The sequence below is a fragment of the Micromonospora sp. DT15 genome (genome assembly GCF_049841475.1).
Taxonomy (GTDB): domain Bacteria; phylum Actinomycetota; class Actinomycetes; order Mycobacteriales; family Micromonosporaceae; genus Micromonospora.
In genome coordinates this window covers 356348-368515 of sequence record NZ_JBNCKJ010000002.1, presented here as the reverse complement: position 1 = coordinate 368515, position 12168 = coordinate 356348, and the positions used below count along the sequence as shown (strand labels likewise).

Annotated in this window: 9 protein-coding genes; 2 read left to right on the top strand and 7 right to left on the bottom strand. The window is 73.1% G+C overall.

All coding sequences use genetic code 11. The features are described 5' to 3' along the window. Positions 1–177: 177 nt before the first annotated feature. From egtD to ACLQ3F_RS05745, 6 genes are all read right to left on the bottom strand, one after another. Entirely contained in the window at positions 178–1143 is a 966-nt protein-coding gene (gene egtD / locus ACLQ3F_RS05770; protein WP_425846809.1) for an L-histidine N(alpha)-methyltransferase, read from the bottom strand. A 49-nt stretch (positions 1144–1192) separates the two neighbouring features. Next, positions 1193–1939, bottom strand: coding sequence for an ergothioneine biosynthesis protein EgtC (egtC, locus tag ACLQ3F_RS05765; RefSeq protein WP_425846807.1), 747 nt, complete (start codon positions 1937–1939; stop codon positions 1193–1195). A gap of 43 nt (positions 1940–1982) precedes the next feature. Continuing rightward, on the bottom strand, positions 1983–3320 hold the full coding sequence (gene egtB / locus ACLQ3F_RS05760; protein WP_425847391.1) for an ergothioneine biosynthesis protein EgtB: 1338 nt from the start codon (positions 3318–3320) through the stop codon (positions 1983–1985). Between the two features lie 20 nt (positions 3321–3340). Next, entirely contained in the window at positions 3341–4576 is a 1236-nt protein-coding gene (egtA, locus tag ACLQ3F_RS05755; RefSeq protein ID WP_425846804.1) for an ergothioneine biosynthesis glutamate--cysteine ligase EgtA, read from the bottom strand. A 157-nt stretch (positions 4577–4733) separates the two neighbouring features. After that, positions 4734–5552: a hypothetical protein gene (locus tag ACLQ3F_RS05750; protein ID WP_425846802.1), complete on the bottom strand. Its 819-nt coding sequence runs from the start codon at positions 5550–5552 to the stop codon at positions 4734–4736. Positions 5553–5568: 16 nt separating this feature from the next. Next, entirely contained in the window at positions 5569–6201 is a 633-nt protein-coding gene (locus ACLQ3F_RS05745) for an RNA polymerase sigma factor (protein ID WP_357197828.1), read from the bottom strand. 538 nt (positions 6202–6739) lie between these two features. Here ACLQ3F_RS05745 and ACLQ3F_RS05740 point away from each other — a divergent pair. Together ACLQ3F_RS05740 and ACLQ3F_RS05735 are read left to right on the top strand one after the other, a co-directional pair. Next, positions 6740–8107, top strand: a complete 1368-nt coding sequence (locus tag ACLQ3F_RS05740; RefSeq protein ID WP_425846800.1) for a protein kinase domain-containing protein — start codon at positions 6740–6742, stop codon at positions 8105–8107. 124 nt (positions 8108–8231) lie between these two features. Continuing rightward, the gene (locus ACLQ3F_RS05735; protein WP_425846797.1) at positions 8232–9494 is read left to right on the top strand and encodes a nucleotide sugar dehydrogenase; all 1263 of its coding nucleotides are present in this window, start codon (positions 8232–8234) and stop codon (positions 9492–9494) included. 103 nt (positions 9495–9597) lie between these two features. On the opposite strand, the gene ACLQ3F_RS05730 is transcribed toward ACLQ3F_RS05735, so the two are convergent. Continuing rightward, positions 9598–12072 (bottom strand): ABC transporter permease, encoded by a 2475-nt coding sequence (locus ACLQ3F_RS05730; RefSeq protein WP_425846795.1) that lies wholly within the window; start codon positions 12070–12072, stop codon positions 9598–9600. Between the last annotated feature and the right edge of the window lie 96 nt (positions 12073–12168).

Sequence of the window (12168 nt, the reverse complement as noted above, 5' to 3'; positions counted from 1 at the left end):
CCCTCGACCCGGCTGCAACAGCCTGAGTCGAAGGTCTCGCCCGCCCCGAGAGAACCGGGGCCGCGTGGCCGGATGCGGAACGCACCAGTATGTCGACCACGACATTGGGGGCTACTCCCCTTCGCGCGTTCAGCCTATCGGATCACCTCCCGGACCGGCCGAGCCGGGTGAACAGGCTCACCGCGCCCGCGCCAGCGTGACACCGAAGAGCGCGTCCGGATCGGTCCAGAACTCCGCCGTGGCGAAGCCGGCCGCGGCCAGCTCCGCCGCGATCCCCTCCCGGTGGAACTTCGCCGAGACCTCGGTACGCAGCTCCTCCCCCGCCGCGAAATCGACTGTCAGCCCCAGCACCCGCACGCTCATCGGCCGGGTCGCCCGCAACCGCATCTCGATCCACTCGTGGTCGGGATCCCACACGGCGACGTGCGCGAACGCAGCCGGGTCGAAATCGGCGCCCAACTCCCGATTGATCACGTGCAGCACGTTGCGGTTGAACTCGGCGGTGACCCCGGCGGCGTCGTCGTACGCCGGCACGACCACCGACGGGTCCTTCACCAGATCCGTGCCGAGCAACAACCAGTCGCCGACCTCCAGAGCGGCGCGCATCGCCGTCAGGAACTCGGCCCGCTCGGCGGGCAACAGGTTGCCGATGGTGCCGCCGAGGAACACCACCAACCGCCGACCGCCGGTGGGCAGCCGGTCCAGTTGCCGGGTGAAGTCCCCCACGATGCCCCGCACCCGCAGGCGGGGATAGTCGGCCGCGATCTGGGCGGTGGACCCGCGCAGCGCACTGACCGACACGTCGAGGGGCACGAAGGTGCCCAGCCCACCGCGGCGGGTGAAGGCGTCCAGCAGCAGCCGGGTCTTCTCCGACGAGCCGGAACCCAACTCGATGAGCGTCTTGGCCCCGGTCAGCGTCGCGATGTCGGGAGCGTGCGCGGCCAGCACGGCCCGCTCGGCCCGGGTCGGGTAGTACTCGGGCAGTCGGGTGATCTCCTCGAAGAGTTCGCTGCCCCGGGCGTCGTAGAACCACTTCGGCGGCAGCCACTTCGGCTCGGCGCTCAGCCCGGCCCGGACGTCGTCGCGCAGGCCACGCTCAAGGTCGCCCTCTTCAAGGTAGATCTCCAGGGGTTCCGCTGTCATCGGTTCGCTCCTCTGTTCGATCAGCCGTTTCGTGCCTGCCCGGCCCCGCTCACCGGGTCGGCAGTGGACGTACCCGCATCTCACCCGGGGTGGCGACGACGAGGTGCCCCTCCGGCACCGACCGCCACCCGGGATCGTCGTCATGCGGCTCGGACGCGAGCAGCACCGAACCCGGCGACTCGCGCACCGACAACGCGTGCCCCGCCACGCTGGCCACCACCCGATGCCCGTCGGTGAGCAGCAGGTTGAGCCGCGACCCGGGGGCGGCGGCGGCGACCTCGGTCACCGTCCGCCCGAGCGCCTCTACCGGGTCGGCGCCGGCGCGCAACCGATGCCGCACCAGCGCCCAGAGCAACGCCGAGTCGGTCGAGGCTTCCAGAGTGAGCAGGTCACGCACCGGCAGAGCGGCGGCGAGCGGCACCACGGCGTCCGGCCAGCCGCGGACCACACCGTTGTGGCTGAACAGCCACCGCCCCTCGGCGAAGGGCGCCGCCGCACCGTCGAGCACCGCCATCCCGACCGTGGCCGAGCGCACCGCCGCCACCACCGCCGCGCTGCGGGTCACCGCCGCCAGTTGGGCGATGGTCGGGTCGCTCCAGATCGGCTGCGCCCGCCGGTACCGCACCGGCTCACCCTCACCCGGGTACCAGCCGACACCGAACCCGTCGGCATTGATCGTGCCGCCGCCACGCATGTCGCGGGGCGCCCAGGACTGCCGCACCAGCGAGTGCGGAGGGTCGAACAACAACTCGGCCAGGGTGACCGGCGGCCCCAGGTAGGCCAGGTGGCGACACATCAGCGCCCCCGGCCCGCCGCCGGGCCGCCGGTCGTGCGGCGACTCACCGGTACGACTCGTCCGGTCGCGCGTCCCGGGCGCAGCGGAAACCGCTGAATATCTGCCGGCGGATCGGATAGTCCCAGTTACGGAAGGTGCCCCGGCAGGCAGAGCGGTCGGTGCCGAACGAACCACCACGCAGCACCCGGTGATCGCTGCCGAAGAAGACCTCCGAGTATTCCCGGTAGGGGAACGCGGCGAACCCCGGATGCCCGTCGAACGCGGTCGAGGTCCACTCCCAGACATCGCCGATGAGCTGGTGCACACCCAACGGCGAGGCGCCGCCCGGGTACGCGCCCACCGGCGCCGGCCACAGATGGCGTTGGCCGAGGTTGGCGTGCGCCTCGGTCGGGTCGTCGTCTCCCCAGGGGTAACGACGCGACCGCCCGGTCGTCGGATCCCACCGGGCCGCCTTCTCCCACTCCGCCTCGGTCGGCAGCCGCTTGCCGGCCCACGCCGCGTACGCCTGCGCCTCGTACCAGCACACATGAACCACCGGCTCGTCGGCGCGGACGCGCGCCCACTGACCGAAGCGCCGATACGACCAGTCGTCGCCGTCGGAACGCCAGTGCATCGGGGCGCTCAGCTGCTCCCGAACCCGATGCTCCCAGCCGGCAGCGCTCCACCAGCGCTGTTCGGTGTAGCCGCCGTCGGCGATGAAGGCTGCGTACTGGCCGTTGGTCACCGGAGCGGCGTCGATGACGTACGCCGGGAGGTCGACCCGGTGCGCCGGACGTTCGTTGTCCAACGCCCACGGATCGGTGTCGGTGCCCATGGTGAACTCGCCGGCCGGCACCAGCACCTCCGCGCCGATCCGGACCGACGGCTCGGGCGGCGCCGGCGCGTGCAGCACCGCCGGCCCCGAACGCAGCTGGTGGGTGGCGAGCATGGTCTCGTCGTGCTGCTGCTCGTGCTGCACGATCATGCCGAAGGCGAACCCGTCGGCGACCAGCGGCCGCTCGGTGAAGGTCACCGCGTCGAGCAGGTCGTGCACCTTGTCCCGAACGGTCGCCAGGTAGGCGCGCGCCTCCGCGGGTGGCAACAGGGGCAGCGCGGGGCGGTCCCGGCGCGGCTGCTTGAACGCGTCGTACAACTCGTCGATGTCGCACCGGACCGGCTCCCGGCCCCCGACGTCCCGGACCAGCCAGAGCTCCTCCTGGTTACCGACATGGGCGAGGTCCCAGACCAACGGCGACATCAGCGGTGAGTGCTGGCGCATCAGGTCGGCGTCGTCGACCGCCTCGGTCAGCACCGCGGTGCGGGCGCGGGCCCGCGCCAACTCCACAGCGATGTGGTCGCGCAACCGCTCGCCGTCGACCCGGCCCGCCTGCGGGCCTCGCACCACCGGCTCACTCCTCGCGCTCACTGGTGTCTCCTCTCCGCGGCGGCCAGCCGCTGGCGTAGCCCTCGCCGGATCTCGTCGTGGGTGCTGGCCGGCAGCTCCAGTCGTGGCATGGTGCTCATGGCCAGGTCGAGCAGGGCCGCCGCGGCAGCGGCCAGCGCCGGGTCGGCCAGGCCGTGTCGGGCGGCGGCCGACCAGCGGTGCGCCACCGGCGTGGCGATCGTGTACGCCTCGCGCACGGTGCCCGGGTCAGCGAACAGGGCGGTCAGCACCGCCAGTGGCAGCCGCCAGCCCCGATCGGGTTGGGCGTCGAGGTAGCGCAGCTCCAGGTAGCCGCGCGGCCGTACCGGCGGGAAGAGGGTGCTGACGTGGTAGTCGAGGTCATCGGTGGTGGGCGGTCGTGGCAGCGCGCCGTCGAGCCAGTCGGCGAAGGTCACCCCGGGCGGCGCGGCCCAGTCGGCGCCGTGTCGGCGCAGACAGAGCAGCGGCGCGGCGAGCACGTAGCTGATCCAGGCGTCGATCGGATCGTCCTCGGTTCGGGAGGGCGACCAGACCGGGCGGGTCCGAGCCGGGTCGATGGCCAGCCAGGCGGCCATCCGGGCGGAGGCCCAACCGGTGCGCCGCCCGGCGTGTCGGGTGGCGGAGGCGAACGCCGCGAGCAGTGGGGGCCCGACCGCGTGGGCCGCGGCCCACCGGGCAGCGACCTGGTCCGGCTCACCGGCGTCGAGGCAGATCTGCAGGCCGGCGGTGCTGTACATCATCGTGCGGCCGGCCGGGCCGTGGCGGTCGAAGGCTCCGCGCATCGCGCGGTAACGGGGAGTTTCCACCACCGGGCGGGGCCGTCGGTGGGGGTCGATGCCGCTGCTGCCGAGGATCAGCCCGGCGGCGGCCAGCAGGTCGGTGACCTGGGCGATGTCGGCCTCGGTGGCGCGGATCAACGTGGCGACTGAGGGGCGGGGCGGGGTGGAGATCTCCAACTGGCCACCCGGCTCCAGGGTGACCATGCCGCCGTGCCGCAGCGGCTCGGCTGGGCTGGTGGCATCCAGCGTGGTGGGGCTGTGCCGCCCCAGCGCCGCCCGCAGCCGCGTCGCGTCGACGGGGCGGGCGGGATCGGCGGCGTCGTGCACTGTCCATTCCAGTTCGACGCCGGTGTGGGTGGGTGGGCCGGTCTTGAAGCAGATCCGGGCGAGGTGTCGGACTGCGGCTGCGGACTCGCGCAGGATGGCGCTGCGGTCCAGGTCGGATGACGTCACCAAGGGTCTGGCCCCCTCTCCGTGTGCCAGGTCCGGCACACTCTGCCACCGTAAACCCACCCACCGACACCGTCGGAGGCGTGCACGGTGCCACCAACCTCTGTCTAACAGACGAATTTCCGAAGCAGGGCGGAACCAAACCGCTCCCACCGCCGGCCGGTCAGCCGTCGGCGCGGTGGCCCGGTCCCGGCGGTGACGGCGGGGCCTTCCCCGAAGGGGACGGCCTGCGCTTCGCCGACTCGGAGGGTGTGACCTTCGCCGGCTCGGACGGCTTCGTCTCGGGTACCAGCCGCTGGCAGTACGCCTCGACCTCGGCAGGGCCGCCGGCGGCGGTCACCAGCTTCTGGAAACCCGGCGTGCGCAGTGCCTTCTCCCGCTGCTCGGGCTTCTTCGCCCGCCACGCCCGGCACAGTCCGTGCACCTGGCCGGCGGTGGTGGGACCGGCCGGCGGCGTGGCGGTGACCGACGGCGACGCACCCGGCGGCGACGCGAGGCCGGGGCCCACCGACCGATCGGGCTCGGCCGACCGGGACGTGCCCTGGTGCGGCGAGGGTGACGGGCGCGACGGTGCCGGTGCGACCGGGTCCGGCCCCCGCTCCTGGGTGACCGCGGCGAAGGCGGCTCCGGCGGTGGCGGTGGCTGCCACCGCGCCGATCCAGGCCACCGCGCCGGTGGTCATCCGGCGACGGCGTGGCCGCTGCGGCACGGCCGGCGCCGGGTTGACCCGGGCGGCCCGGAACGCGGCCACCGCGGCGTCCTCCCCGGCCAGTTCGCCAGGGCGGACGGGGCCGGCCGCCGCGGCGAGCAGCGCGGCCACCGGCTCGGCCTGGGGCACGTCGCGGGCGCTCAGGTGCGCGTCAGGTGAGTTCGCGTCCACTGCGGCGCGGGGGCCCTGATCCAGCGTGGCGTCCGGCCGGGCAGAGGCCGCGTCGAGCAGCCGCTCGGTGTCGGCGTGGTCGGCCCGCCGGAACGGGTTCATCGGGAGTCCTCTCACGTCAGCCGTCCACCGGTTCGACGTGCGATGCCCGCACGGCGGGGTTGCTCCCCACCCGCTGCGGTGGCACCCCCTCGACCCCGAGCGACGACTCGGCCGGGCTCTGCCGCTCCAACAGGACCGCGAGCCGGCGTAGGCCACGGTGGGCGGCGGTCCGCACGGCGCCGGCCCGGCGGCCCAGCACACGGCCGGCGGATCCCGCGTCCAGCCCGATCACGGCCCGCAGCAGGACGGCTTCGGCCTCCCGGGGCGGGAGGGTGGCGATCAGCGCGAGGGCGGTCTCGGTGCCGAGCGTCTCGCTGGCTCGCTCGGCGGTGTCCGCGTCGCTGGCGAGCTCGGCGAGCGCCTGCACCGGGACCGGGAGCGAGGGGCGGCGGCGCATCCGGCGCAGGTGGTCCATCGCGCGGTTACGGGCGATGGTGACCGCCCAGGCCCGGAACTCGCCCCCGGTGAAGCCGGGCAGGTCCCGGGAGATCTGGAGCCAGGTCTCGCTGGCGACGTCCTCGGCGTCGGCCCCGACGAGCGCGGTCAGGTACCGCAGCAGCCCGGGCTGGAGGCTGCGATAGAGAAAACGGAACGCTTCCTCGTCCCCGGCCTGCGCGGCGGTCACCACCTCCGACAGGTCGGCGGTCATGCGCGGTCCACGCATCGTTCGAGGCGTGTCGGCCCGACCAGCCGGGCTGGCGCGCACCACGCGGCACGAGTCGTCCGCCCGATCAGCACCGGTACCGCACCGCCCTCCACCGCTCTGATTGTGCCCGCGACCACGATTGTCGGGGCGGCGTGTCCGGGGGCCGACGCCAGGGTGGTCGGTCGGCGCGCTGCGCGCCGAGGTAGCCGGGAGGGCCCGAGCCGGGCTAACGCTAAAAGGGGGCTCACGACGCGACAAGTCGGCGTCGTGTCACGGAAGAGTGACAATTATCAACCCGACTCGACGGCGCGCCGTCGTAACGGGCAGTACGCGACGGACGCCAAGCACGCCTGGAGGCGGTTTCTTGCCACCATTGACGACCTGAGCGACGGAAATAGTCGCTTTTCGTGACAGCGCACATCCGCACCGTCACGAAGGGCCGGCGTCCACACAGGTCAGGCCGGATCAGCCGGTCTGAACCAGCCGACCGGCGGCCCTGCCACGGTGCGCCGCCCCGCGCCACTCTAGGTACGGTAATGCGGTGTTGTCATCGGAGGTCGTACTCAGCGGTCGCTACCGCTTGGACGAACGTGTCGCCACGGGCGGCATGGGCGACGTTTGGCGTGCCTCCGACCTGATCCTCGGCCGGCAGGTGGCGGTCAAGGTTCTCCTGCCGGCGCTGGTCTCCGATCCTGATTTCATCGCCCGGTTCCGGGCCGAGGCCCGGATCATGGCGGCGCTGCGGCACCCCGGCATCGTGCAGGTCTTCGACTGCGGTGCGGACGACCTCCCCGACGGCGGGCGGGCGGACTACCTCGTCATGGAGTTCGTCGCCGGCGAGCCGTTGTCCAAGCGGATCGAGGCGGCCGGGCGGCTCGACGTGGCCGAGACGATGTCGATCGTGGCCCAGGCGGCCGCAGCGCTCAACGCTGCGCACCGCGGCGGCATCGTGCACCGCGACGTCAAGCCCAGCAACCTGCTGGTGCAGGAGGACGGCACTGTCGTCCTGGTGGACTTCGGCGTGGCCCGCTCCACCGACATCACCAGCATCACCAGCACCAACGCGGTGCCGGGCACTGCCCTCTACATGGCTCCCGAGCAGGCCGCCGGAAGGCCGGTCAGCGGCGCCACCGACATCTACGCCCTGGGCGCGGTCACCTACTGCTGCCTGACCGGCAGTCCGCCGTTCACCGGCGACAATCCGCTCCAGGTCGCCGTGCGGCACCTGGACGACGAGCCGCCGGAGCTGCCGCACGACATTCCGGAGGCGGTCCGCGCCCTGGTGTCGCGGGCCCTGGCAAAGGATCCGCTGGAGCGGTTCACGAGCGGAGCGGCGATGGCCGAGGCCGCTCGGACGGCGGTCACCGGCGGCGAGCCGCCGACGGCGATGGCCGGGCCGGTCGCGCTGCGCGACGCTGGGCCGGGCACCCGGACGGACGTGCCGGCCGGAGCGGCGGTGGCGGACGGGCGCCAGCGACGGCGGGGTCCGCTCGTCGGCGCGGCGGCGGCCATGCTGGTCGCGCTGGTCGGGCTCGGCGCGGCGCTGGCCGCGACGCGTGACGTCGGCGATAACCCGGCGGTCAATCTGCCGGCCACCTCGCCGACGGTGGCGCCGAGCGGCCCCGTCGACCTGCCCGCGGCGAACGAGCAGATCACCAGCGTCGAGCCGGACCGGCCGGACCGGCCGCACGTCCCCGGCAACTCCCCGTCGGCGTCGGTCTCCGCCACGCCGACCCCGCAGCCGAGCCAGACCGTCAACTCGCCGACGCCGTCGGTGGGCGTCACCTCGGCACCGCCACCCACCAGCGCGGCGCCCACGACGGCCGCGCCGCCGACGACCAGCGCGCCCGCTGATCCACCCGCCACCTCCAGTGCGCCGGTCGAACCGGAGGTGCCGGCGGGCGGTTGATCCGACCGCCACGCCGACCCCCGCCAGTCCCATCAGCACCGATATCCCCAAAACGGACTTACGTCGCCGAAGACGCCTCTAGGCTCTCAGCAGGCTATTTACACCATCTGCCGCGGGAGCCTGGGTGAGCGCTGAAAAGCTGGTCGTGATCGGTCAGGGGTACGTCGGACTGCCGCTGGCCATGCGGGCCGTCGAGGCGGGCCTCGACGTTGTCGGTCTCGACGTCGACGCCGACCGGGTGAAGCGTCTCGCCTCCGGCGAGTCGTTCGTCGAGGACATTCCGGCCGACCGGCTGGGCCGCGCGTTGGGCAGCGGCCGCTACCACCCCAGCACCGAGTACACCGACGCCGACGGGTTCGACATCTGCGTCATCACGGTGCCGACTCCGCTGCGCGACGGGACCCCGGACCTGAGCTTCGTCGAGCAGGCCGGCACCGGTATCGGCCCGTACGTACGCCCGGGCTGCACTGTGATCCTGGAGTCGACCACCTACCCGGGCACGACCGAGGAGCTGCTGCGCCCGCTGTTGGAATCGGCGAGCGGCCTGACCAGCCCCGGTGACTTCCATCTCGGCTACAGCCCTGAGCGGATCGACCCGGGCAACCCGACCTGGCGCCTGGAGAACACCCCGAAGGTGGTCTCCGGTGTGGACCCGGCGGCACTGGCCCGGGTGGACGGGTTCTACCAGCGCCTCGTGGAACGCACCGTAGCGGTGGACTCCACCCGCGTCGCCGAGCTGACCAAGTTGATCGAGAACACCTTCCGCCAGGTCAACATCGCGCTGATCAACGAGCTGACCATGCTCTCGCACCACCTCGACATCGACGTCTGGCAGGCGATCGACGCCGCCTCGACCAAGCCGTTCGGCTTCATGCCGTTCCGACCCGGCCCCGGCGTCGGCGGGCACTGCCTGCCGATCGACCCGTGCTACCTGTCCTGGCAGGTCAAGCGCCGCCTCGGGCGGCAGTTCCGGTTCATCGAGCTGGCCAACGACGTCAACCACGAGATGCCCGAACACGTCGCGCAGCGAATCATGGGAGGGCTGAACCGGGACGGCCGGGCCGTCAGCGGCGCCCGACTGCTGCTGCTCGGTCTGGCGTACAAGAAGAACACCGGCGACATGCGCGACTCCCCCGCTGTGGACGTGGCCCGTCGCCTGCAGTCCCTCGGCGCCGAGGTGCACGCCGTCGAGCCGTACGCCGAGGCGCACCAGATCCCGGCCGGGATCACAGTGGTCAAGCTCAGCGAGCGTGAGGTGCGCGCGGCCGACGCGGTGGTGGTGGTCACCGACCATGACACCTTCGACTACGACCTCGTGGTCAGGCACGCCCGCTACGTCTTCGACACCCGCAACCGGTGCGTCGGCCCGACGGTCGAGCGCCTGTAGACCCGGCACCGCTGGCCGGTCCCGCCGCCGGGGAAGATGGCGGGACCGGCCGGCGGATGTCCGTCCGGTCCCCGGGGTCTGGCCGGTCCGGACCGCGACCGGGTCACTGGTCGGCGAGCGCCTCGACGACCGGGCGGGACAGCGCCCGGCGGGCCGGCAGCACCGAGGCGAGCAGGGCGGCGAGCACCGCGACACCGAGGATCAGCCCGAGCTGGCCGAGCGGCAGCACCACGTGGAAGTCACCGCCGAGGCGGTCCAGCAGGGCCATCGTGGACGCGCTGACTCCGGTGCCGAGTCCGACTCCGAGCACCGCGCCGACCAGCGCCATCAGCACCGCCTCGACGGCGAGCACCGCCCGCATCCGCCCTCGGGTGAGCCCGACCGCCCGCAGCACGGCGTTCTCCCTGGTCCGTTCGACCACGGACAGGCTCAGGGTGTTCGCCACGCCGACCAGAGCGATCACGACCGCCAGACCGAGCAGCGCGGTGACGAAGGCGAGCAGCATGTCCACAGTGCCGGTGAGCATCTTCTTGTAGGCGCCCTGGTCCATCAGGTTCACGGTGGGGTAGCGGCCCAGCACCACGGTGATCGCGTCGCGGGCCCGCTCGGCGCTCACCCCGGCGGCGGGGTCGATCTCGGCCAGGTAGCCGCGTCGGGCGGGGAAGAGCGCGGCGAAGTCCTGGTCGGACAGGTCGATGACGTGACCCGCTGGCACCTCACCGTCCGGGGTATCGTCGGTGACCACGGCGGCCACCCGGAACGCTTTCCCCCTGACGGTCACCGAGGAGCCCACCTCCCAGCCGCGGGCCCGCGCCAACTCGCGGTGCACCAGCACCTGCCCCGGCCCGACCCGCTCGGCGTCGCCGGCCAGCACCCCGCTCAGGGTCCGGCCCACCAGCGCCGGGTGGGCCGCGCGGATCTCGACGTCGTCGACGACAGTGCTGCGCTGCTCGTGCACCACACCCAGTTCGGGACGGGAGGCCAGCTCACCGGCGAGCGCGGCCGGCAGGTCCTGACCGATTCCGCTGACCACGAAGTCCGTTCCGATCTGGGCGTCCACGCTGCGCTCGATGCCGTCCTTGGTGCTGCGCGCACCGACCATGAACGCCGAGACCAGTCCAATGCCGATCACCAGCGCGGTGGCGGTCGCGGCGACCCGCCGTGGGTTGCGCACCGTGTTGCTGACCGCCAGTTCACCGACGGCGCCGAGCACTCGTCGGACCGGCCAGCCGAACACCCGGGCCAGCGCGGGGACGAGCACCGGCCCGAACAGCACGATCCCGAAGAAGGTGAGCACCCCACCGACGGCCACCAGGAGCAGTTGGCCGGCGCTGGCGGCGCCCGCGAGGGCGGCCACACCGACGGCGAGGACCACCGCGCCGATGCTCAGCCGCACCCGGCCGGCACCCCGGCTGGGCTGTACCGCGGCGTCGGTGAGCGCGGCCACCGGGGCGATCCGCGTCCCCCGCCAGGCCGGCAGGAGGGCGGCGCACACGGTGAGCCCGGTGCCCAGCAGCAGGCCGGTGAGCACTGTCGAACCGGTCACGGTCAGCCCACCGGTGACCGGCACGTCCAGGTGGGACAGCACCAGCCGCAACCCGGCGGCGAGGGCCACCCCGAGCAGCACCCCGAGCGCGGAGGCGACCAGCCCCAGCACCGCCGACTCCAGCAGTGTGGACCGGAAGACCTGTCCCCGGGTGGCGCCGATCAGGCGCAGCAGCGCGGTCCGTCGGGTGCGCTGGGCCAGCACGATCGCGAAGGTGTTGGCGATCACGAAGCCGGCCACCACTATCGCGACCCCTACGAAGATCAACAGCAGCATGCGAAACTGGTCCACGTTGCGCACCGCGTCCTCCACTGCCTCGTCGAGGATCTGCTGGCGGCTCTTCACAGTGGCTTCGGCGCCGGACACGGCGCGTACCTTCTCGGTGAGCGCGGCGACGTCGGCGCCCGGTCGAGCCGCCACCATGATCCGGCCGTAGCCCCGATCGCCGGTGAGGGTCAACGCGTCCGGCCCGACCAGGCCGACGAACGGACCGCCGATGTCGCGGACGGTGCCGGCCACGTCGACGGTGCCCACCAGGGTGTACGGGCGGGCCGCCCCACCGGTGGCGCCGATCCGGACCGCCGCGCCGAGCCCGAAGCCCTGCTCGGCCGCCGTCGGCGCGTCGAGCACCACCTCCCCAGCCCGGTCGGGCAACCGGCCGGCCACCACGTCGTACGAGCGCAGCGCGTCCTCGGTGGGGATCGCGACGAGCATGGTGAAGCCGAGCACCGGCCGACCGTCGGCGCCGACGATCCCGGCGGTGTTGGTCAGCTCACCGGCGGCGGCGGCCACCCCGTCGACCGCCCGCACCCGGTCGACCAGTGCCGGGGGCAGCACCTCGCGGCCCGCCGAGTAGACCCCCAGGTCGGTGTGGCGGTCGAAGGTGCCGGCCCGCTCGTACGCCCCGGTCCGCATCCCGTCGACGAAGATCATCGTGCCGGCGACGAACGCGACGCCGAGCACGACGGCGAGCGCCGAGAGCAGCATGCGCAGCGCCTCGGCGCGCAGCGAACGCAGGGTCAGGCGGATCATGCGGGGCTCCCGGTGCAGGTGGCGGATCGGACCCCTCCGACGCTATGGCCGGCACCGGTCTGTCGATCTCCACCTGTGCGCTCGACCTGCGTGCGC

Coding starts and splice junctions, on each gene's coding strand:
- egtC (WP_425846807.1), bottom strand. CDS start 1,939: ATGTGTCGCCACCTGGCCTACCTGGGGCCGCCGGTCACCCTGGCCGAG.
- ACLQ3F_RS05730 (WP_425846795.1), bottom strand. CDS start 12,072: ATGATCCGCCTGACCCTGCGTTCGCTGCGCGCCGAGGCGCTGCGCATG.
- ACLQ3F_RS05750 (WP_425846802.1), bottom strand. CDS start 5,552: ATGAACCCGTTCCGGCGGGCCGACCACGCCGACACCGAGCGGCTGCTC.
- ACLQ3F_RS05745 (WP_357197828.1), bottom strand. CDS start 6,201: ATGACCGCCGACCTGTCGGAGGTGGTGACCGCCGCGCAGGCCGGGGAC.
- egtD (WP_425846809.1), bottom strand. CDS start 1,143: ATGACAGCGGAACCCCTGGAGATCTACCTTGAAGAGGGCGACCTTGAG.